Here is a 22,553-nt window from a genome sequence, read left to right as displayed (position 1 = left end):
TTTGACATTTTTCAAGAATATGATATAATAAAAATTGTTAAGAGAGGCATTTGTTACTCTTACATAAAAATTAGAAATTATGAAGTCTTATAAATTAAAAATTAATTGCGTCCATTATTATAGATTTATTAAAAATTTGAGGGCAAGGTTACACTTTGTGAGATCCCCGGTTAACATGTTATTTATGTTAATTGGGGGTCTTTTTGTATTGTAATGGCTTCATAATCATATTCTAATTAATGGCTAAAGAATTGTGATTTTATAATATTCTATTTTTCAGAATAATTGGAATATTTAGGTAATTTTTTCAGTAAAGAAGTTGCTCTAATTACAGTCAATGAGTATTATAGTGTTTACAGAACTGTCTTTTTGGAAATAATGTAAACACCGCTTCTTTTTTAAGAAGCATATTATATATTAAAAAGATAACTTTATAAGAGGGGGAGAATTATGGCTAATCAAGAACCAAAAGTAGCATATTTTTGTATGGAGTATGGTATTACTAGTGACTTTAAAATTTATTCTGGAGGATTAGGAATCTTAGCAGGGGATCACATGAAAGCTGCTTATGATCAAAATCGTGACCTAATAGGAATTGGTATGTTATGGAAACAAGGTTATAATGAACAGATTATTAAAGAAGGAAGACCTTACAAAGCTTATCCAGTTGAGACAGAAAAGTATGATTTCTTACAAGATACTGGTGTAAAGGTAAAAGTAGAAATTAGAGAAAGAGATGTTTGGTGTAAGGTATGGAAAGTAGATTGCTTTAACAATGCTGATTTGTATTTATTAGATACTGACTTACCAGAAAACTATGCTGGTGATGAGTGGATTACAGATAGACTTTATGGTGGATTTAATGAGCACAGAATTGCTCAAGAGATGGTATTAAGTATTGGTGGAGTAAGAGCTCTTAGAGCTTTAGGTATTGAGCCTGATGTTTACCATTTCAATGATAGCCATCCTGTATTTGCAGGAATTGAGTTATTAAGAGAGAAGATGGAAGATGAAGGTATGTGGTTTGATGATGCATTAAGAGAGGTTAGAAAGAATGTAGTATTTACTACACATACTCCAGTTGCAGCTGGAAACGAAGTTCATCCACATAAATTATTAAAGTATATGGGTGCTTATTTACACTTAAATACAGAACAGATGGTAGCTATTGGTGATGCTCCATTCAGTATGACTGCAGCAGGACTAAGATTATCTAGAAATGCTAACTCTGTTGCTAGCTTACATGAGCAAACTGCTAACGAGATGTGGAGCCATGTAGATGGTGCTGCTCCAATCGTAGGTATCACTAATGGTGTTCATAGAGGTACTTGGACAGATGAGAGAGTAGTTAGTGCATTTGAAGGTGGAGATACTAATAAGATTTGGGATGCTCACCAAGCAGCTAAACAAGACTTATTAGACTTAATTGAAGAGAGAAATGGAGTTAAGTTAGATCCAAATAAATTATTAATTGGATTTGCTCGTCGTGCTGCTCCTTATAAGAGAAGTGACTTTATCTTCAGTAAGCCAGAAGTTATTGAAGAGTACTTAAAGTCTGGTGAAGTTCAAATCGTATTTGCTGGTAAAGCACATCCATTAGATAATAAAGGTAGAGAGATTGTTGCTAGACTTATTGAAATGGCAGACAAGTATTCTAATAGCGTAGTATTCTTAGAAGACTATGATATGGTTATTGGTGCTGCATTAACTAGAGGTTGTGACATCTGGTTAAACAACCCACGTAGACCTAAAGAAGCAAGTGGTACTTCTGGTATGAAAGCTGCTATGAATGGAGTATTAAACTTAAGTATCCTTGATGGATGGTGGCCAGAAGCTTGTAACCATGGTGTAAATGGTTGGGCTATCTCTCCAGACGGTGTAGAAGCTAAAACTGCTGAGGACTTCGAAGGTTCTTATGACGAAAAGATTGCTCAATTAGACGAATATGATGTAAACAATCTTTATGATATATTATTAAATCAAGTATTACCTACTTACGCTGACAAAGAGAAGTGGGTAGGAATGATGAAAGAAAGTCATAAAGATACTTATGTTAAATTCTCTGCAGATAGAATGTTAAACGATTACTACAGATTAGTTTACGCTCCAGAAAACAACTAATAATGTTTAATATCATTAGACTATTATAATAAATTTAAGCTTAGAAGGATGCCTATTTTGAATTTATTCAGGATAGGTGTTTTTCTGGTGCTCATATGGAAAAATATTGAAAACTATATTCTTCTATATATGACACGAAAAACAAATTAATTCAGCAACGCCCTGAGAAGGACCATAAAAATTAAAATCCCGCGAAGGGTTAGCTACTCAAACCCGTAGAGATTTATCCGAAGAAGTACTCTTGGGGTGAATTAGATATTAAAAGACTAAATTAAAGATTTAAAATCTTTTGGTTTAAATTCGCGTCTATTCGCGAGATTCAGCCCAGGACTACTTCTTCAGGAAGAGCACCTTCAGGGCGCGTTGCAAAAATAATTTTAGATTTTTAGAATTAAGCATTTTGTAAAATTGTATCTATTATGTTATAATAAAGATATAGAAAGCATATAATTTTATAAGTGATTTTCTACTATAAGACTATAAGAGAATAAGGAGGTCGAAAATCATGAGAAGTAAAGTAAAGTGTCAAGATTGTGGTAGTGTGAACTATACTATTGTTGAACATTGTTCAAATTGTAGTGGGGATTTGAAACAAAAAGGTGGATTAAAATCTAGGCGTTTAATCAGTTCAATTCTTTTATCTTTAAATTTTCCATTTATAGTTTGAGTTTATTTTAGATCAGGAGTCAGCTTGTATACAAGCTGACTCCTATTTATTATAGGTGTCTAATCCTAAAGTGAAGGCAATGGGGATATTAAAACATTTTTAGGTGTTCGATAGATAGGTGGTTGGATGATTAGGTTAAACCTAACTACCTCCTACGAGTCTAAAAAGATGACTCTTCGTGTAAACCACCCCTAACTATCCAACCACCAAAACATAAAGTGTCACATTATCATTCTATAATGGCATAGTTAGACTTTATTTAAAAATTGGATGATTATAGAATTATATCTTTATTTAGCTTTTGATATATTTAATAATTATGTTTTAAGCATATATTAATAGGTTATACATAAAAATATTCTTATAGTATAAATTAATTTTAACTACTAAGATATCTATTTTATTTGATTTCACTTTCTATTTAGAATATTAGTTGCTAACTTTCAATATATTCTAGATATAATATTATATTCTGGTAATACTAAGGTATAATGTATTATTTTTTACTCAAAAATTGATATTTAGATTTTATCGATCTTAACAGGTAGATAATCTATTTATTAGAATTTTTATTGTATCCTGTAACCTAAGTTTTAAGTGAATTATAAAGGAGTTTTTTGTAATAATGTCTAATCTTAAGTATAAGTAATAGTCGCTTATTCTTAATAATTTATTAGATTTATATAATTATTTAAAATAGAGGTGGTAAAGTGAATAACTACTTGGATAGATTTTCTGAATCTGAAAGAGTCTATTTGGAATATAGCGATGAACAGCTAGGTTGTCAATATACACCTGAGAAAACAATGTTTGCTGTCTGGTCACCCAACTCTGATAAAGTAAGTTTGGTATTATATGGTGAGAACTTTGATGAAGAAGAGGCTGACAAAGTATATGAGATGGAAAAGAAGGAGAATGGCGTTTGGACAGTAAATGTTTCTGGGAATCATAAGAATAAATTTTACCAATATAAAGTTGAGTGTGATGAAGAGGTTAATTATGCTGTAGATCCTTATGCTAGAGCTGTTTCTCAAAATGGAGTTAAAGGAGCAGTAGTTGATTTAAAAGAGACAGACCCAAGTGGGTGGGCAGGAGATAAAAGACCGATTTTTGAAGAAATTGAGGATGCAGTTCTTTATGAAATGCATGTAAGAGATTTCTCTATCTCTGAAAATTCTGGAATGAAATATAAAGGAAAGTATTTAGCATTTACTGAAGAAGGAGCTACATTAGCAGGTACAGATATTAAAACTGGAATTGATCATTTAAAGGAGTTAGGAATTACTCATATTCACTTATTACCCATATTTGATTATGGAAGTGTAGATGAGAGTAAAGATGAAGAGTATAATTGGGGCTATGATCCAATGAATTATAATGTACCAGAGGGTTCATATTCGACGGATTCAACAGATCCTTTAGCTAGAATCAAAGAGTTGAAAGAGATGGTCTTATCTTTACATAAGAATGGAATTAGAGTTGTAATGGATGTTGTCTATAACCATACTTATGCTACCTTGACTTCAAGTTTTGGTAAGTTGGCTCCTGAGTATTATTATCGTTTTAAGGATAATGGAGAATTCTCTAATGGTTCAGGTTGTGGTAATGAAGTTGCCTCAGAGATTCCTATGGTACGTAAATTTATCGTAGAGTCTGTTAAGTATTGGGCTGAAGAGTATCATATTGATGGATTTAGATTCGATTTGATGGCTTTACATGATAAAGAGACGATGAAATTAATTGAGAAGACTCTTAGGGAAATTGATTCTAATATTCTAATTTATGGAGAGCCTTGGATGGCTGACTATTCTCCATTACCTGGGGAGCTTCAAATGCGCAAAGGGGAACAGAGAAATTTGGGTATTGGAGTTTTTAATGATAATTTAAGAGATGCAGTAAAAGGAAGTACTAGAGGAGAGGATAGAGGCTATGCGACTGGAAAGATTAGCAATATAAACCATGTAAAAGAGGGTATTGTGGCAGCTATAAACTCTTTTGCTGCTAATCCCAATGAAGTTGTTAATTATGTTTCAGCACATGATGACTTATCATTATGGGATAAGATTGAGAAGAGTAATCCTGTAGATAGCCGAGCAAATAAGGTTAGGATGAATAATTTATGTAATGCTATAGTCTTGACCTCTCAAGGTATTCCCTTCTTACATGGGGGGGTTGAGCTTTTAAGAACAAAGTATGGAGTTGCTAATAGTTATAATTCACCTGATGATATTAATCAGATTGAGTGGGAAAGGAAGACTAAGAACTTTGAATCCTTTGCTTACAATAAAGGTTTAATTGAATTAAGAAGGGAGCATCCTGCTTTTAGGATGAGAGATTCTGAAGAAATTAGGGAGAAGTTAGAATTTTTAGAGGCTGCTGATGGCATAATTATCTATCAATTAAAGGATAATGCTAATAATGATAGCTGGAAGCAGATAGTTGTTATCTTTAATCCAAATCATGAAAGTAAAGAGGTAATACTGCCTGAAGATGATAAATGGAATGTAGTCGTTAAAGAGGAGAGAGCTGGGACTGAAGTATTAGAGGTCATTGATAATCAGAGAGTAATGGTACCTAAGATCAGTACAATGGTATTATATAAATAATTATAGGAGGAGTTAAATATGGGAACTATGAATCAATTTATTGTCTTTAAGTTAGCTTCTGAAGAGTTTGGAGTAGAGATTAATAAGGTGCAGGAGATTCTTAAACCACAGCCAGTCACTAAATTGCCCCAAGCAGCAGGTTTTATTGAAGGAATTACCAATCTTAGAGGAGATATTATCACTATTATCGATTTAAGAAAAAGATTGGACTTTCCCCTTAATGATCAAGGGGAGGATAGGATTTTAGTTGTTAAGATTAATGATATAGACGTTGGCTTTGTTGTAGATGATGCTTCTGAGGTAATTCGAATTGAAGAAGAGCAGATTGCTGCTCCTAAGAAAGGAATAGCAGGAATTAAGACTGAATACTTAGAAGGAATTGCTAAGTTAAAAGAAAGGTTAATTATTATTTTAGACCTTGATAAGATTTTAAGTACTGAAGATCAGATTAAGATAGAAGAAATAGCAGAAAACCATCAATAATAAAAGCTCCCAACTGGGAGCTTTTATTATTGATATATGGATTTAATCCTAAATAAAGTAAATCAGCCAATTTGTAAATTTATAAATTTTATTGTATAATTAATTAAAAATATTTATCATAGGAGGAGAGCATGGAGAAGTTATTAGCAGTGTTAGAGGCTTATAAAGAAAAAGCTATAGAGCGGAAGAAAACTTATAGTTTAGATCCAAGACCTTTAAGTAAAGAAGAGGTTGAGGCTGTTATTGAAGGTCTAACTTTAGATAATTTAGCGGAAGAGAATTTTGTTATATTTGAAGAAGAGAGTTTAGATAAGTTACTTTTGAGATTGATCTCTCAAGAGGTAAGAAGGGGAACATTCCCATCTTCTTATGCAAAGGCTGAGGGATTAGCTAAGTTTGTTAGAGGTCAATTAAGCAGTGATTACTTATCTAAAAATGATGCTTTAGAATTATTAGATAAGATGCAAGGGGGAGCTGCTGCTGTAGAGCTAGTTACTTTATTAGAAGAAGGTTACTATACTGAAGAGATACTAGATATACTTAAAGATACAGTATTGGTTAACCCTTCTGAGTTTAATAGATTAGTAGCTTTAGCTGAGGATAATAGTACAGTTAAAGATGTAATTAAGAGTTGGGCAGAAAGAAAGTTTGCTCAAGGCTGGAAGCTAGCTGACAAATATCAAGGGCTATCGATTAAGGTAGGAAACAATATTACTACAGGACATTTAAGTCCATCTAAGAATGCTGATAGTAGAACTGACCATCCACTACATGCACAGTTTATTATGGATGGTAGAGAAGATGAAGCAGACTTTATGGACAGGTTGAAAGCATTAAAAGAGAAGAATGAGAATATCTTCTTTGTAGCAGGTTCGGCACTAGGGGAAGGTTCTTCTAGAAAATCTGCTACTTATACTATGTTACAGGTCTTAGGTAAGCCAGTTGATGGTGAACCAGAGAAGAAGGCTGGAGGAGTAGTTGTTGCTAAGAGTATGGCTCCAATCTTTAAAATCTCTTTAATGGCATCTGCTATCTTACCAGTTATCTGTGATACAGATAGTATTAATGAAGGAGATAACTTAGAAGTAGATATAGAGAATAAAAAATTGATAATTAATGGAGAAGATGAGATAGATGTTAAGTTACCGATTCCTTTCCAATTAGATAAGATAGCTGCTGGAGGAATGACTTACTTTGATGCAGGTAATGAGTTACAGAAGTGGGCCGTTCAATATTGTTTAGATCATGATATTGATTTTGACCAGAGTAAAGTTCCTGCACCAGTAGAAAAAGAGGAAGAGAGAGTACCACAGACTCTTGCTCAAAAGATTGTAGCGATGAATAGATTAGATGGAAAGGATACCATCTTAGCAGGAGAGACTGCTGAAGTAAAAATCAGAGGTGTATTCTCCCAAGATACTACTGGTCCAATGACCTTAGAGGAGTATCAATTGATGGCAGGTGGAGACTTTGGAGCTGAATTTGTAGTACAGAGTTTATGCCATACTGGAGAATGTCCATCTAGTGAAGATAGAAACAGACATAAGTTCATTGATGAATTTGTGACAAAGCGTGGTGGAGTCTGTCTAGAGACTGGAGAAGGTATCATTCATACTATTGGTAACCGGTTTGTATTACCGACAGATGTAATTGTAGGAGGAGATTCTCATACTAGAACCCCAACTGGAGTATCTTTCCCAGCTGCTTCTGATATTATTGCTGGAGCAATGAAGTATGGTAAGCAGACTATGACTATGGACGAGTCTGTTAGAGTTATCTTCAAGGGGCAGCCTAAAGAAGGAATTACTGCTAGAGATTTAGTCTCTACATTGGTAGTTTATGCTGATAAGACTGTTGGTAAAGATATTTATACTGGTAGAATTATCGAGATGGAGGGTGTAGAGTTCTTAGATGCTGATGAGAGATATATCTTGACAAATGCAGTAGCAGAGAGAAGTGCTTCTGCTGGTACTGTTCCAGCTGATGAAGTGACAACTGAAGCAATTAAGAGTAATTTAGAGTACTTGAAATCTAGACCTGATGCTCAAAAGTCACCATCAGTAAAGGATACAATCAAAGCTATGGAAGAGTATCTAGCTAATCCAGTTCTACTTAAAGGTGATGACGATGCTGATTATGCAGCTACTATCGAAATTCCTTTAGGAGAGGTTACTGAGCCATTAGTAGCTAAACCACATCATCCTGATAATGTAGCACCTTTATCAGAGATAGCAGGAGTAGAATTAGACGAAGTATTTATCGGTAGCTGTGTCGGTGGGGATTTAGAGAGCATTAGAGCAGCGGCTAGAATAGTAGAAGGGCATAAGATCCCTCATGAAGTTAACTTTGTAGTCTGTCCTGCTTCTAGAGATATCTATAATGAACTAGCTAGTGATGGTAGTCTTGCTAAATTAACAGCAGCTGGAGCTACTATTACTATGCCTGGCTGTGGATTATGTATGGGTAATAAGCGTAGAATTGGTGCTGGTTCTACAGCATTAACTACTACAACTAGAAATTATCAATCTAGAATTGGACCAGCTGACTCTCAAACTTACTTAGGTAGTGCCCATGTAGCAGCTATAGCAGCTATTTTAGGTAAATTCCCTACAGTAGAAGAGTACTTTGATATGTTTAAGTAAGACTGATTTTGACTCTAAGATTAAGTATTAATAGATTAAAGCCCCTCTTGTTTAGCAAGGGGGGCTTTGACTTATGTAGATATTTTGGGATTAATAAAAAAGTTTGCTCACTTTTTAAAGTAAAAGTAGTGTAATATCCCTATAGTCCTCTTATCTATTAAAATATAATAATTATAATTATAGGGCAGAATTAATAGCAATGGACAGCTTGAAGATTATAGTTTAAAATAATACAAAAGGAGTGTAGGGATGTTAGAAGAGAAGGTCATAGTCATTACTGGAGCAGGAAGCGGTTTAGGCTAAGTTTAAGTTCAAGTATAATTCTTAAACTTAAACTTAGGTTTAATCTTATAATTTATAATGAGATTAATTCTAAGTCTTTGGGCAAATCAGCTAGATTTATGACTAGTTTTTTAGAATCATTATTCTCTTCTATTTGGCAGATAAAGCTACAACCATTATTAAAGTTTAGTTCGAGGTTATTATTATAGTTGACTTCCAATTTGCTTGGTAGGTTTAATTTATTAAAGCCAATTATCATCAGATCTGGTGAAGTGACTACTCTATAAGAGGATTCAACACCGATAATTAGTTTAAATATCTGGCGGATATGCTGTTCATCATTAATTTTTTCTAATAATTTGCTCATATCTAATAGAATATCTTCTGAATTATTCAGTATGTTTTTAAGCTGGGCAAGTAGGTGATTATTATTCTTGATTTCCTTGTTAGATTGATTGAGCTTTAACTCTTTGAGATTATCTATTTCCTTTTGGACAATTAGATATAGATCATCAACTTGACTACCTTCATAAAAGGTAATTCTTATATCTGCATTATTCTGCTTATTACAGTTAGTTATTCTGTCTATAATAATTTTGGTCAAATTGTCAGAGAATAATTTGGTTTTAATCCAAGCCAAGACTTTATCAGCAAAGTGATAATAATCCTCTTTTAGAGATTCTGGCAGCTTTTCAAATTTACTTAAGTCCCTTTGTTGTATTAGCTTACTACGATTAGTAAATTGTAGGATTATATTATTATCTTTAATTAAATCTTTGAATCTATGGCAGATAATAAAGTTTAGTAGTGGTATATCAAAGGAAAGATAATCTGCTTTAACCAAATCCAGTAGCTTAATCAGATTATCACTATTTAAATAGTAGTTACTATTATTTTCATTTACAGATTTTGAGTTATTATTGATGGTCAATCCTTTGAGATAGTCTTGTAAGAATTTTGGATTTAACTCAAAGTCTTCACTTAAATCCTTGAGTCTATAATAACAAGTCATAGTTAACTCCTCCTTTATATTAGATTGCTTTTGACAGGAGACTTATAATTTAATTATATTACAGTTTTTTAGAAAAACAATATAATATATGTAGTTGCTGATTTTATTATGAGACTATTATATCAATTAAAGTTTAGAAAGGGTGATAAAAATGAATTTTTCTACTGTATTTAATCAGACATTAATCTTATTTTTTCTTCTTTTATCAGGATTTATTATTAAAAGATTAAAGGTTGTTGATGAGCATCTTAGTAAGAACTTAACCAATGTTATTATCTATCTGACTTTACCAGCTTTAATTATTGATTCTATGAATTATGACTTCACTTTAGAGCGCTTAAGTAACTTAAAAAATATATTTTTGATAACTTTGGGTATCTACATAATTATGATTTTATTCTCTTATTTAGTAATCAGGCTATTGCCGACTACAGATAAAGAGCGTGATATCTTTCAATTTATCTTAATCTTCTCTAATGCAGGATTTATGGGTTATCCTGTAGTTGCTGTTATCTTTGGTTCTGAAGGATTGTTTTTAGCAGCGATTTATAATCTACTCTTTAATGTGATAATTTGGACTTTGGGAGTAATGATTATGAGCCGTAGCCATCAGGAAGATAAAGGGATTAATTTTAGTGAGCTACTTAATCCTGGGATTATATCGGTAGGAATTGGCTTTCTTTTATTTGTATTCTCCATTAAGTTACCTATAGCCATTGCAGAGACTTTGGAGATATTAGGTCATTCAACTACCCCTTTATCTATGTTGGTAGTAGGTTCTATATTGGCACAGGTTAAGTTGACAGAGATCTTTTATAATTGGAAACTATGGGCTGTTAGTGCCATTAGATTACTTATCCTACCTATTGGTGTACTGCTTATCTTAAAAGCCTTACCAATAGAATTAAATCCATTAGTTTTAGGTGTATCGGTAATCTTAACAGGAATGCCTGCTGCTGCTAATACAGCTATCTTTGCCCAAGAGTTTGGTGGCGATGCGGCTTTAGCTTCTGAAGGGGTATTTTTAAGTACATTATTATCAGTGTTAACAATTCCGTTGATAGTATATCTATTGTAGTTTAGAAAGGGAGGATTATGCTTTGTTAAGTAAAGATAAATTGGGCTACTTATTTATTATAGTTGCTATGCTAATTTGGGGTAGTATTGGGCTATTTGTCCGTTGGCTTCCTTATCCGTCAGAGCTAATTGTCTTCTATAGAGTATTTTTTGCTTTTTTATTTTTATTACTTATGTCAGTTTACAAAAATGATATGCAAATATCTTTAGAGAAAAATAATAAATATTTACTGATAGTTTCTGGAATAGTACTCTCTTTAAACTGGGTATTCTTCTTTCAAGCAATTAAGAATACAAGTGTCGCTAGTGCTACTTTAAGTTATTATACTTCTCCAGCCTTGCTTGTGTTACTATCAATTTTATTTTTAAAAGAGAGGTTAACTGGGAGAGGAGTGATATCCTTAGCTTTAGGGTTCTTAGGTATATTTATTATGATTTTGATCCCTAACAAGAATATAACTTTAGAAGGTATAACAGGAATAGGTTATGGTTTAATAGCTGCTTTTTGTTATGCTTTATTCACCCTTCTTTCTAAGAAGATCGATGGAATCTCTGTTCGACACTTAACTTTAGTGCAGACAGGTATCTCTATGCTTATATTATTTCCCTTTGCTTGGCAGGGAGAGTTACCAAAGCTCTCTTCACTTTTCTTATTAGCTATTATCGGAATTATCCATACAGCACTAGCTTTAATCTTATATCTAAAGGGATTGAGGTTGAGCAAGGTTCAACGCGATGTAGGAATATTAAGTTATCTTGATCCTTTAAGTGCAATCTTATTTGCAAGGGTCTTTTTAGGGGAGATACCTACTATCTCAACTTTTATTGGAGGAGTACTTATTCTAATTAGTAGTTACTTGGTGATTGGAGAATAGTTTATTTTATTATTTGAAGACTAGATATCCTAATGAATAGCATATTGTTAAAATTTATCATATTTGATTAAAAATGATTAGCTTATTTAGAATTAAAAAACTCTAATTACACATCCTAATCTTGAAAAGGAGGAGGATAATCAACATGCAAATTAGAGATATTATGACCAGTAACGTGTCCACTGTTGCTCCTAACTCTACTGTCAATGAAGCAGCACAGATTATGAAAAATCTTAATGTAGGTGCTGTTCCAGTTACTAATGGAGCTCAACCTGTTGGTATTATCACAGACCGTGACATTGCTATACGTAATACTGCTGCAAATGGAAATGCTAATGATCAAGTACAGAATTGTATGTCTGGAAACTTGGTCTATGGTAATCCTGAAATGAGCGTAGAAGAGGCTGCTCAGTTGATGGCAGAGAACCAAATCAGACGATTACCAATTGTGGAGAATGGAAATTTAGTTGGTATTGTTGCCTTAGGAGATTTAGCTGTCCAAGATAAGAGTGATATGGAAGCAGGTAATGCATTATCAAGTATTTCTGTTCCAAGTAAACCTCAGAAATGATCTATTTAGCTCTAGTCCCTACTCCCAGGAGTAGGGATTTTTCCTTTTTCAGTTCTAATTGAAGAATTAATTGACAAATCCCTTTAATTCTTATAATCTAAAGTTTAAAGTAATTTATTATCTTAGGTTTCGCCTAAAAGGCGACCTACCTTTTTCAGCCCAAGACTACTTCCTACGGGGCGTCCATAGATAAAAAAGTAGGCAAAAAATCATTTAAAAACAGGGAAAACGCTAACACCTATAACTAAAACTTGAGTAATTAAATTAATTAAAGTAGTTCTATGATGAACTATTTCCTTTTTAATAGACCGCTTACTTTCCCAACGAAACACGCTATACTTATATAAGAGATATTAAATTTATTTGGAATTTTTGATTTTAGAATAGCATTAGACTATAACTTAAATACCGCTTATGTTTCTTAAAAAAGTTCTTAAGTCTAAATTTTTAAAGTGAAGCAATATTTCTAAATTGTATCAATATAAAATTATTAATTAAATTATTTATAATAAAGGAGTTATCAACATGAAAACCTTATTAACTACATTAAATTCTAAATACATACATTCATCCTTAGCTTTACGGTATATCAAGAGCTACTGTGAAGATGAGTTTGATATTAATTTGGAGGAGTATACAATCAATCAGCATAGTGATGATGTTGTAGCTGAGCTTTATCGTCAGCAGGCTGATATTATCGCCTTTTCCTGTTATATCTGGAATATAGAGCAGACTTTAGAGATTATCAGTCTTTTAAAGAAGGTACAACCAGATGTAAAGGTTTTATTAGGAGGACCAGAGGTATCCTTTGACCCAATCAAAACAATGGAAGAGAATCCTAGTGTGGATTATATTATTTGTGGTGAAGGTGAGATTACCTTTAAGGAGTTTTTGAACAAGTTAACTACAACTGGAGATTTATCTATAGTAAAGGGTTTGGTCTATCGGGAGGATGATAAGATTATCAAAAACCCTCCTCGACCAGTTATCGATAATTTAGATGAGATACCATCTCCTTATCAGAGTATGGAGGGCTTAGAGAATAAGATAATTTACTTTGAATCTAATCGGGGTTGCCCTTTTAACTGCCAATATTGCTTGTCATCTACCTTATCTTCAGTGAGATATTTCTCTTTAGAGAGGGTAAAAGAGGAGCTATTAAAATTTATTAAGGCTAAGGTCAGACAGGTTAAGTTTGTAGATAGAACCTTTAACTGTAATCCAAGGAGGGCTTTAGAGATATTTAAGTTTTTATTAGAGAATAAGCCAAGTGACCATGAGATGAACTTTCATTTTGAGATAACAGCCGATTTATTGAGTGATGAGATAATTGAATTTTTAGCTAAAGTACCTCAAGGATATTTCCAGTTTGAGATTGGGGTACAGTCTACCAATTCAGAGACCTTAAAATTAATCGATCGGAAGATGAACTTTGAACGATTGAGTGAAGTGGTTAGAAAGTTATCTAAGCCTAAGAATATACATTTACACTTGGATTTGATTGCTGGACTACCACAAGAGGATTATCAGAGCTTTAGAAAATCCTTCAATGATGTCTATCAGCTTAGAGCAGGAAGGCTGCAGTTAGGGTTTTTAAAGTTAATCAAGGGTTCTGGCTTGCGTATAAGAGAAAAAGAGTATGAATATATCTATACTCCAATGCCACCTTATGAAGTTTTAGCAAATAAGAAGATAAGTTATAGTCAGATGTTAAAATTAAAGATGATAGAAGAGGTCTTAGAGACCTTTGGCAATTCCCATCATTTTGATTATAGTGTCGAGTTTATTGAGAAGAACTTCTATGAGAGTCCCTTTGATATGTATGAGTCTTTGGCTGAGTTTTGGGAGCAGAAGGGGTATTATCGATATTCCCATAAGTTAGAGAGTTTATATGAGTACTTACAGGAATTTTATCAAGAATACTGTCAAGATAAAGAGGAGATCTTCAATGAAATATTAAAGTTTGATCTATTGTTAGGAAGGAGAAAAGTAGATTTAGCAGATTTCTTAAATAAATATGAAGTTGAGGATTATAAGTCTAGATTTAAGGACTTTATCAATGATGAAGAGATGGTGAAACAATATCTACCTGAATTAACTGACTTAAGTTCGAGACAGATACAACGGCAGATTCAAGTTGAGACCTTTAAATATAATATTTTCGATATTATTAATGACTTCACTAAAGATATAAGAGAAGATTATACAGTTATTCTCTTTAATTATTATAATAAGGAAAACCTTTTGAATAAAGCTCTATTTAAGGAGATTGATCTTTAATATTTATTTATTCTATCAGCATAAGGTGTTAACTTAATAGATTATTATATGTTTTTATATAATTCTCAATAAATATCTGTATCTTAGAGGATTTATAGATTAATAATAGAATTATATAAGTAGAAGTTAAATTCTAAAATTAGTAGTAAGAGTTAAATTTTATTTAGTATATAGTCTTATAATTGATTAAGAAGTGGTAAGATTTAATTCTGCTTATAACAGTTCTAAGATTTAAGGCGATATACTTTTTTGTAATAATAGATCTACTTGTTTAGATGTAAGGCAATTTTTTATTTATGGCGATTTATGATAACTTTGTTAGCTTTAATATTAATCTTTAAGGCTTGAGCATAGAAAAAGCAAGGACTTATAAGAAATAATAAGTTTTACTAAGCCCTTATTGGACTAGACCAACAAATTTACAGACTTGCTATAGAGGAGGGGGCAAATTATGAACAAATTTAAAAAATTTATAAAAAAGTTGAAGATAAGAGATAATAAAGTGATTAATGGATTATTAAAAACTTTGACCAAGGTACTATCTAGTACAACGATTGTTAGACAGGTACAAGTAGGATTTTTGCTATTGATAGTGGTAAGTCTATTAACTGGAGGAATAATTTGGCAGAACACCAATCAAATTAGTGAGAGAATTAATGAATTAAATAAAAGAGTAATACCAACTGTTAAGTTAAATTCAGCGATATCTAGGGATTCATTTTTAAATCAGCTTAATATTTATCGGATATATACTGATTTAATGAGTCGAGAGGCCTTTGAAATTTTAAATAAAGATGACTCTTTAAAGAACCATCTTGATAGCTTGAGAGAACATATTAATGATGAGAAAATGCTCAGTAAAATAAATGAAGTTAGTGAATTAAATAATGAGTTTAAAGATGATGTTCAAGAATTATTAGAATTTGAAGGAAATGGTATTCGAAAGAAGATGAGATTGAAAAAGCTTGATGATCTTGTCCTCAGTATTAATTTAGCCAACCTTGATTTAAATAAAGATAGTTGGGAGCAATTAGATCAAGATATTAAGCAGGTAATTAACTATACTGACATCATTAAGGGAAGAGTAACTGTAATAGTATTATTGAGTCTTTTAATTGGAACTGTATTAGGAGTTATTATTTCTTATGGAGTTGCTAAGTTGACTACTATAATTAAGGAAAGAACAAATGAGGCTGTTAGTAAAGTAAAGACTGTGACCGAGACATCTCAAGAGATGGAAGGAATTGCTGATGAGGTTGATAAGGAGATTACCCAAGCCTTTTCAGTGATTAAGGATTTAATTTCTGGAAATGTAGAGGTGGCTGCTGCTGTAGATGAAGTATCAGTATCTTTACAGGAGGTTCAAGAAGGGGTTAAGCAATTATCTCAACAGGCTAAGCTGATCTCAAATGCTGGTAAGGATACTTATCAGAGTATAGAGAATACAAGTCAGAAGATAGAGTCAGGAACTAAAATCATTCATGAAACTGCTGATACAATGCAAGAGCTAAGAAAGAGTGCTGATAAGATAGGAAAGATCTCTGATAAGATTATGCAAATTACAGATCAGACCAATTTATTGGCATTAAATGCCGCTATTGAGGCTGCAAGGGCTGGTGAGCATGGTAGAGGATTTGCTGTGGTTGCAGAAGAGATTAAAGAGTTGGCAACTGAAAGTATAGAGGCTACTAAAGAGGTTAAAGGGATTACTAAAGAGATTGAAGGGGTGGTAGAGACTGCTGTTGCTGTAATGAGTAAGTCTAAGGATAGCTCTCAAGAGAGTATTATTGATATCTTTGATGAGATTAATAATTTATCAAAGCAAGTTGAAGATAAGATGAAAGCAGTAATGTCCTCCTCTGAGACCCAGGTTATCTCTAGTGAACAGCTCAACACAGTAGTTGAAGAGATTTCTGCTTCCAGTGAAGAGGTATCTGCTCAGACTGAAGAGACCTTGAATTCAGCTGAAAAGATAAAGGATTTAATGACTGAAGTAACTCATGCAATTACCAACTTATATTTTAAGATTAAAGAAGGTTCAGAGGTCTCCCAAGAACAATTGGAGGCTATCAATCAGGTAGTAGAAGCAAATAAAAGATTGAAAAAATAATCTATAATATTTTAGGCTAAGGTATTGAAATAAAGATTTAAAGTAGATATAATTTATAATAAGGTTACAATAGAATATAAAGCTAGGGGTGCCTAATTTTATAGGCTGAGAGGGGATTTATCCGATTATCTCCAACTCTTCAACCTGATCTGGTTAATACCAGCGTAGGGAAGCGATTTTAGATAGATAAGCTTGATAATAGATTGGGCTTCTTACTTAAAAATGCTCCCTGCGTAGGGAGCATTTTTATTTTATGAAGGAGGGAAAAATGAGAATAAAGGTAAATGGTCAAGAAGAGAGTTTAGAGCAAGAGATAAGACTGACAGAGTTTCTAAAGTCAAAAGGTCTAGAATTGGACCGCTTAGTAATTGAGTACAATAAAAGAGTTGTGAATAAAGAAGAGTGGGAAGAGATTCTTTTGAAGGATCAAGATAGCTTAGAGGTTCTTAGATTTGTAGGAGGTGGGTAAAATGGTAGAAGATAAATTGGTAATTGGTGGAGTGGAGTTAGAGAGTAGATTATTTACAGGGACAGGTAAATTTCCTAGTAAAGAGGTTATTAGAGAGACCTTAGAAGCATCTAACTCTCAAGTAGTAACAATGGCTTTACGCAGAGTAGATTTTGATAATCCAGAAGAGAATGTGATTAATTATATTCCTGAAGATTTTACTTTATTAGCTAATACTTCAGGAGCTAGAACAGCAGAGGAAGCAGTCAGAATAGCTAGAATTGCTAAGGCGGCAGGCTGTGGCAATTGGATTAAGATTGAGGTTATCTCTGATAACAAATATCTAATGCCAGATAACCAAGAGACGATTAAAGCAACAGAGATTCTTGCTAAAGAGGGTTTTGTTGTACTTCCTTATGTTAGTCCAGATTTAATGGTAGCTAAGAGGTTAGAAGAGGTAGGTGCAGCAGCAGTAATGCCTTTAGGGGCTCCAATTGGCTCTAATCGTGGTTTAAAGACTAAAGAGTTGATTAGAATCTTAATTGATGAGATTGAGTTGCCAATCATTGTGGATGCTGGAATAGGTAAGCCTTCTCATGCAGCAGAAGCAATGGAGATGGGAGCAGATGCAGTTTTGGTTAATACAGCTATTGCTACAGCAAATGATCCAGTTAAGATGGCACAAGCCTTTGATTATGCTGTGCAAGCAGGAAGAATAGCTTATCTGGCTGGACCAGGTGCAGTCAAAGATTATGCTTCAGCTTCATCACCATTAACAGGGTTTTTAAAAGGAGAGTAGTTATGAGTTTTTATGAAGAGTATAGAAGGGCAAAGAATATTGATTTGGATAATTTTTTTGCTAAAGTCAATAGATATGATGTAGAGAGGGTTTTAGCTAAGGATAGGTTGAAAGAGGAGGACTTTTTGGTATTATTATCGCCAGCAGCCAATGATTATTTAGAGGAGATGGCTCAGAAGGCTCATCAACTAACGGTTCAGAACTTTGGTAAGGTGATCTTCTTATATGCTCCTCTTTATCTAGCCAATTACTGTGTTAATCAATGTGCCTATTGTGGTTTTAATGTAAAGAATGGATTTAAAAGGGATAAGTTGACGTTAGAGCAGGTTAAGGAAGAGGCTAAAGCTATTGTGAATAAAGGGATTAAAGATTTAGTAGTGCTAACAGGTGAATCAAGAAAGCATAGTCCTGTTTCATATATCAAAGATTCTATAGAGATTTTAACAGAATATTTCTCCTCTATTGCTATTGAGGTCTATCCAATGGGGACTGAGGAGTATAGAGAGTTAGTGGACGCAGGAGTTGATGGGTTAACTATCTATCAGGAAACTTATAATGAACAAATCTATGATCAGGTACATATTACAGGTCCTAAGAAGGACTATCGATTTAGGTTAGATGCTCCAGAACGGGGCTGTCAAGCAGGTATGAGACGAGTCAATATCGGTCCTTTATTGGGTCTTGATGACTGGAGAAAAGAGGCTTTTTTCGCTGGCTTACATGCTAATTATCTACAGAATAAATATTTGGATACTGAGATTAGTCTTTCTTTACCAAGGCTTAGACCTCATATGGGTTTTTTTGAACCAAACTCAATTGTAGATGACCCTGCACTGGTACAGATTATCTTAGCTTATAGGCTTTTTTTACCTCGTTTAGGAATCAGTTTATCTACTAGAGAGAGTGATAAATTAAGGGATAATCTACTACCTTTGGGTATCACTAAGATGTCAGCAGAGTCATCAACAGCAGTTGGGGGTTATGCCGAGAATAGAGGGGTAAATCAATTTGATATCTCTGATGATAGAACAGTTGCAGAGGTAAAAGATTTGCTTCTAAATAGAGGCTATCAGCCTGTTTTTAAAGATTGGCAACAGATATAAGGCATAGCAGTAATCAGTGACGAGTAACGGGTGGATGGGTTAAAGTCAAAACATAAAAATATTATAAATTATACTTTAGACTTGGATATCTATAGTATAAGAGGAGAATTTAAATGAATGATTTTGAGAAGTCGTTAGCAGGTTATATCGGAGCAGAAAATTTAGAGAGGATACAAGGTGTTAAAATAGGAATTGGTGGTGCAGGAGGACTTGGTTCTAACTGTGCCTTTAATTTAGTAAGAAGTGGTTTTAAGCACTTTGTTATTGTAGATTTTGATAAGATCGAGTATTCTAATTTGAATCGCCAATTCTATTTCAGTGAACAAGTAGGTCGGGCGAAGGTATTGGCTTTAAAGGAGAATCTTTTAAAAATCAATCCTGATTTAGAGGTTGAAGCTATAGTAGAACGAGTAAGTAGTGATAATATTAGTCGATTCTTTGATGACTCTGATATTGTAGTAGAGGCCTTTGATGAGATCAAGAGTAAGAAGCTGATAGTAGAGCAATATATCAATTCAGATAAATTTCTAGTCTCTGCTTCAGGTTTGGCTGGTTGGGGAAATACTGATCAAATTCAGACTAAGAGATTCAATGATAATTTTTATATAGTAGGTGATTTTATCACAGAGATAAATGATGATAATCCACCGTTATCTCCACGAGTTAATATAGTGGCAGCTAAACAGGCAGATTTAATTTTAGAGGCTGTATTGGAGGGAAGAATATGAATAAGATAGATAAGTTGACTACAGATTTATATGGTATTACTGCTGAAAAGTTTTCTTTGGGAAGAAGCAATATTGAGGTAGTAGAGGAGATGATTGCTGCTGGAGTTAAGATTATTCAGTATCGGGAAAAGGAAAAAAAGATGCTCTATAAATATGAGGAATGTCAGAGGTTAAGAGAGTTGACAAAAGAAGCAGGGGTAACCTTCATTATTAATGATGATATCCATTTGGCTTTGGTAATAGATGCAGATGGTGTACATATCGGTCAAGAGGATTTACCTCTAGAAGAGGTACGAAAACTGCTTGGTGAAGATAAGATAATAGGTCTGTCAACCCATTCACCTCAAGAGGCTGAATATGCTGTGAAAAGGGGGGCAGACTATATTGGAGTAGGACCTATCTTTAAAACCTATACTAAAGAGGATGTTTGTGACCCAGTAGGTTTAGAGTATTTAGAGTATGTTGCTCAGAATATTGAGATTCCTTTTGTAGCTATCGGTGGGATTAAAGAGCATAATGTAGAACAAGTTTGGGATTTAGGTGCAAGATGTGTCTGTATGGTAACAGAGATAGTGGGAGCAGAAGATATTAGAGCTAAGATAGCTAGTATCAGAAGTAGATTGTAGTACATAGAAATTAATATAGATAAGCAACTGCATAAAGAATTTATAAATTTATACCAGCGTAAATCCTATTTATATTTGCTTGATTTAATGATTATGATATTAATTATAATCAGCCATCCTTCTAGATTTAGTTTTTATTTATCTAGATGGGTGGCTGATTTTTTATTCTACCTAATCCAATTTGTTTTTATAATTAAGCCAAATTATTACTAATCTTTTTCTAAGCATATTACAAAAAGAGCTAAGTTTATTCTATTTATCTATCTGTGTTGAAATTATATAATTAAGATGTAATATATAAGGGTAATAAGTATATTAGAAAATTATAAGTTACTATAAGAGAATAATTTCTATAAGTTGATTCAATCTTCCCCTTTTAGAAAGAATCTTAAAAATAGTGGATAGAGTTATTACTATCTACAGTTATATTTGCTTTTATAATGCTATATAGGTATAAGTCTATAAGTTGTTAAATCATAAGATCCTATATTGTACACCTATTTTTAAATAAGGCTACAATATGGGATCTTATAATTTATTGATGTGATTTTAATCTCTATAGTTAATCTTATTATCTATATATATAGATAATAAGATATATAACCTTGATTTTCAGGGGATTAAATTACTGAGTAGTCATAATTTAAACATCTCTTATAAGGCTTGATAATTACTTATGGATGTTTGAATTTAAGATATAAATACAATCAAAATAAAAAGATTAATTTTAGGAGGTAGATTAAATGAGTAAAGTAAAAATTATTGGAGAAAGTTTAGCAAATATGCCATGGGAGGAAAAGCCAGAAGGTTATGAGCAAGTTGTTTGGCGCCATTTAGCTAATCCAATTACTGATTGGAATCCAACTCCATCTGCTGCAAGAGTTTATAATAGTGCAGTAGTTCCTTTTGAAGGAGAGTTTGTAGGTGTCTTTAGAATGGATCATAAGAATGGAAGAGCACACTTACATTTTGGAAGAAGCAAGGATGCATTAAACTGGGAGTTTGAAGATGAAACTATTAATTGGGTAGATGCAGATGGCAATGAGGCTGAACCTGGTTATGCTTATGACCCGCGGGTAGTAAAGATTGAAGATACTTATTATATCTTATGGTGTAGTGAATTTCATGGACCAACAATTGGTGTAGGAATGACTAAAGATTTCAAGACCTTTACAAGATTAGAGGATGCTTTTGTTCCATTTAACAGAAATGGAGTTTTATTTTCAAGAAAGATCAATGATCATTTTGTAATGTTAAATCGTCCAAGTGATACAGGGCATACTCCTTTTGGAGATATTTTCTTAAGCCAAAGTAAGGATATGACTTATTGGGGTAAACATCGTCACGTCATGTCTAATGGTGGATCTGGCTGGTGGCAAGGTACTAAGATTGGTGGTGGACCTGCTCCAATTGAAACAACAGAGGGTTGGCTAATGTTCTATCATGGTGTTTCTGGAACTTGTAATGGCTATGTCTATAGTATGGGGGCAGCTATTTTGGATATCGATGATCCAAGTAAGGTGCTTTATAGAACTCGTGATTACTTACTAACTCCTGAAAAAGAATATGAAACTACAGGCTTTGTACCTAATGTAGCCTTCCCATGTGCAACCTTGCATGATGCTGATACAGGAAGAATCGCTATCTATTATGGTGCTGCTGATACTTATACTGCTGTAGCTTATTGTGAAGTAAATGAGTTGGTTGAATATATTAAAGCTAATTCTGAAGTTTAATCGATTATTAAGAAAATTATATTTTTAGATCTTAGCGATCACTTATATAGAATGACCAAATATGAAGATGTATTAGCCACAGATGAATACAGCTACTATGAAGAAATAGCCTTGGACTATAAATAAGGATAAAAACTAAAAAAGATAAGTACTTTCTTAGGTAAATTAAACTTAGATCTTGTATTTGTCTGTGGCGAGAATTTTAAGAAAATAGATAAAATTTCACAGAATATTTTTTATATTGTGACTTTTAGGATAATAGATTGATTAGTTCATTTATAAGATCAAATCTTTATCAATTTATGTATAGCCTTAATTCACTTTAGAGTAGTGATAGTAGGTTATTATACAGAAGATGGTAAGTTTTCATATCTTTATCGAATTAAT

The 22,553-nt window shown here is 33.1% G+C and carries 17 protein-coding genes and 1 riboswitch; of the genes, 16 read left to right on the top strand and 1 reads right to left on the bottom strand.

The genetic code is table 11. From position 1 onward, the window contains the following. The first annotated feature begins 450 nt into the window (after positions 1-450). The 5 genes from glgP (at position 451) to BX659_RS00665 (ending at position 8,519) form a co-directional block, all read left to right on the top strand. Positions 451-2,121: an alpha-glucan family phosphorylase gene (gene glgP / locus BX659_RS00680; protein WP_097016527.1), complete on the top strand. Its 1,671-nt coding sequence runs from the start codon at positions 451-453 to the stop codon at positions 2,119-2,121. Positions 2,122-2,626: 505 nt separating this feature from the next. After that, positions 2,627-2,788 carry a hypothetical protein gene (locus BX659_RS18865; protein WP_172431805.1) on the top strand — a complete coding sequence of 54 codons (162 nt, stop codon included), beginning with the start codon at positions 2,627-2,629 and terminating at the stop codon, positions 2,786-2,788. Positions 2,789-3,498: 710 nt separating this feature from the next. Further along, a complete protein-coding gene (pulA, locus tag BX659_RS00675) occupies positions 3,499-5,394 on the top strand; it encodes a type I pullulanase (RefSeq protein ID WP_253250653.1) in 1,896 nt (631 codons plus the stop codon). 18 nt (positions 5,395-5,412) lie between these two features. Next, complete coding sequence (locus BX659_RS00670) at positions 5,413-5,877, top strand: chemotaxis protein CheW (protein ID WP_097016528.1); 465 nt, start codon at positions 5,413-5,415, stop codon at positions 5,875-5,877. A 131-nt stretch (positions 5,878-6,008) separates the two neighbouring features. Beyond that, the gene (locus BX659_RS00665; RefSeq protein ID WP_097016529.1) at positions 6,009-8,519 is read left to right on the top strand and encodes a bifunctional aconitate hydratase 2/2-methylisocitrate dehydratase; all 2,511 of its coding nucleotides are present in this window, start codon (positions 6,009-6,011) and stop codon (positions 8,517-8,519) included. A gap of 355 nt (positions 8,520-8,874) precedes the next feature. On the opposite strand, the gene BX659_RS00660 is transcribed toward BX659_RS00665, so the two are convergent. Further along, the gene (locus tag BX659_RS00660; protein WP_097016530.1) at positions 8,875-9,813 is read right to left on the bottom strand and encodes a hypothetical protein; all 939 of its coding nucleotides are present in this window, start codon (positions 9,811-9,813) and stop codon (positions 8,875-8,877) included. A 151-nt stretch (positions 9,814-9,964) separates the two neighbouring features. Here BX659_RS00660 and BX659_RS00655 point away from each other — a divergent pair, with 151 nt between their 5' ends. The 11 genes from BX659_RS00655 (at position 9,965) to BX659_RS00605 (ending at position 22,166) form a co-directional block, all read left to right on the top strand. Next, the gene (locus BX659_RS00655) at positions 9,965-10,891 is read left to right on the top strand and encodes an AEC family transporter (RefSeq protein ID WP_253250654.1); all 927 of its coding nucleotides are present in this window, start codon (positions 9,965-9,967) and stop codon (positions 10,889-10,891) included. A 22-nt stretch (positions 10,892-10,913) separates the two neighbouring features. Further along, positions 10,914-11,765, top strand: coding sequence for a DMT family transporter (locus BX659_RS00650; RefSeq protein ID WP_106231491.1), 852 nt, complete (start codon positions 10,914-10,916; stop codon positions 11,763-11,765). Positions 11,766-11,910: 145 nt separating this feature from the next. Then, entirely contained in the window at positions 11,911-12,336 is a 426-nt protein-coding gene (locus BX659_RS00645; RefSeq protein WP_172431806.1) for a CBS domain-containing protein, read from the top strand. Positions 12,337-12,861: 525 nt separating this feature from the next. Then, positions 12,862-14,616 (top strand): B12-binding domain-containing radical SAM protein, encoded by a 1,755-nt coding sequence (locus BX659_RS00640; protein WP_106231489.1) that lies wholly within the window; start codon positions 12,862-12,864, stop codon positions 14,614-14,616. Positions 14,617-15,067: 451 nt separating this feature from the next. Next, positions 15,068-16,726, top strand: a complete 1,659-nt coding sequence (locus BX659_RS00635) for a methyl-accepting chemotaxis protein (protein ID WP_097016533.1) — start codon at positions 15,068-15,070, stop codon at positions 16,724-16,726. Positions 16,727-16,800: 74 nt separating this feature from the next. Continuing rightward, a riboswitch (TPP riboswitch) is annotated at positions 16,801-16,914 on the top strand. An 80-nt stretch (positions 16,915-16,994) separates the two neighbouring features. Next, a complete protein-coding gene (gene thiS, locus BX659_RS00630; RefSeq protein WP_097016534.1) occupies positions 16,995-17,195 on the top strand; it encodes a sulfur carrier protein ThiS in 201 nt (66 codons plus the stop codon). A 1-nt stretch (position 17,196) separates the two neighbouring features. Next, the gene (locus BX659_RS00625) at positions 17,197-17,973 is read left to right on the top strand and encodes a thiazole synthase (protein ID WP_106231488.1); all 777 of its coding nucleotides are present in this window, start codon (positions 17,197-17,199) and stop codon (positions 17,971-17,973) included. 2 nt (positions 17,974-17,975) lie between these two features. Continuing rightward, positions 17,976-19,076: a 2-iminoacetate synthase ThiH gene (thiH, locus tag BX659_RS00620; RefSeq protein ID WP_106231486.1), complete on the top strand. Its 1,101-nt coding sequence runs from the start codon at positions 17,976-17,978 to the stop codon at positions 19,074-19,076. A gap of 113 nt (positions 19,077-19,189) precedes the next feature. Further along, positions 19,190-19,804: a sulfur carrier protein ThiS adenylyltransferase ThiF gene (thiF, locus tag BX659_RS00615; protein ID WP_097016537.1), complete on the top strand. Its 615-nt coding sequence runs from the start codon at positions 19,190-19,192 to the stop codon at positions 19,802-19,804. After that, on the top strand, positions 19,801-20,430 hold the full coding sequence (gene thiE, locus BX659_RS00610) for a thiamine phosphate synthase (protein WP_097016538.1): 630 nt from the start codon (positions 19,801-19,803) through the stop codon (positions 20,428-20,430). The genes thiF and thiE overlap by 4 nt, the downstream gene beginning before the upstream one ends. A 743-nt stretch (positions 20,431-21,173) precedes the next feature. Then, positions 21,174-22,166 (top strand): glycoside hydrolase family 130 protein, encoded by a 993-nt coding sequence (locus tag BX659_RS00605; protein ID WP_097016539.1) that lies wholly within the window; start codon positions 21,174-21,176, stop codon positions 22,164-22,166. Positions 22,167-22,553: the final 387 nt, after the last annotated feature.

The sequence above is a fragment of the Orenia metallireducens genome (assembly GCF_003001995.1).
In the GTDB taxonomy this organism is placed as follows: Bacteria; Bacillota; Halanaerobiia; order Halobacteroidales; family Halobacteroidaceae; genus Orenia; species Orenia metallireducens_B.
Note: the sequence above shows the minus strand (reverse complement) of the source record. Positions and strands in the feature narration are given on the sequence as shown.

Excerpts from the sequence above, each read along its gene's own strand:
- glgP (WP_097016527.1), top strand. The coding sequence starts at position 451 with ATGGCTAATCAAGAACCAAAAGTAGCATATTTTTGTATGGAGTATGGT.
- BX659_RS18865 (WP_172431805.1), top strand. The coding sequence starts at position 2,627 with ATGAGAAGTAAAGTAAAGTGTCAAGATTGTGGTAGTGTGAACTATACT.
- BX659_RS00670 (WP_097016528.1), top strand. The coding sequence starts at position 5,413 with ATGGGAACTATGAATCAATTTATTGTCTTTAAGTTAGCTTCTGAAGAG.
- BX659_RS00665 (WP_097016529.1), top strand. The coding sequence starts at position 6,009 with ATGGAGAAGTTATTAGCAGTGTTAGAGGCTTATAAAGAAAAAGCTATA.
- BX659_RS00660 (WP_097016530.1), bottom strand. The coding sequence starts at position 9,813 with ATGACTTGTTATTATAGACTCAAGGATTTAAGTGAAGACTTTGAGTTA.
- BX659_RS00655 (WP_253250654.1), top strand. The coding sequence starts at position 9,965 with ATGAATTTTTCTACTGTATTTAATCAGACATTAATCTTATTTTTTCTT.
- BX659_RS00645 (WP_172431806.1), top strand. The coding sequence starts at position 11,911 with ATGCAAATTAGAGATATTATGACCAGTAACGTGTCCACTGTTGCTCCT.
- BX659_RS00640 (WP_106231489.1), top strand. The coding sequence starts at position 12,862 with ATGAAAACCTTATTAACTACATTAAATTCTAAATACATACATTCATCC.
- BX659_RS00635 (WP_097016533.1), top strand. The coding sequence starts at position 15,068 with ATGAACAAATTTAAAAAATTTATAAAAAAGTTGAAGATAAGAGATAAT.
- thiS (WP_097016534.1), top strand. The coding sequence starts at position 16,995 with ATGAGAATAAAGGTAAATGGTCAAGAAGAGAGTTTAGAGCAAGAGATA.
- BX659_RS00625 (WP_106231488.1), top strand. The coding sequence starts at position 17,197 with ATGGTAGAAGATAAATTGGTAATTGGTGGAGTGGAGTTAGAGAGTAGA.
- thiH (WP_106231486.1), top strand. The coding sequence starts at position 17,976 with ATGAGTTTTTATGAAGAGTATAGAAGGGCAAAGAATATTGATTTGGAT.
- thiF (WP_097016537.1), top strand. The coding sequence starts at position 19,190 with ATGAATGATTTTGAGAAGTCGTTAGCAGGTTATATCGGAGCAGAAAAT.
- thiE (WP_097016538.1), top strand. The coding sequence starts at position 19,801 with ATGAATAAGATAGATAAGTTGACTACAGATTTATATGGTATTACTGCT.
- BX659_RS00605 (WP_097016539.1), top strand. The coding sequence starts at position 21,174 with ATGAGTAAAGTAAAAATTATTGGAGAAAGTTTAGCAAATATGCCATGG.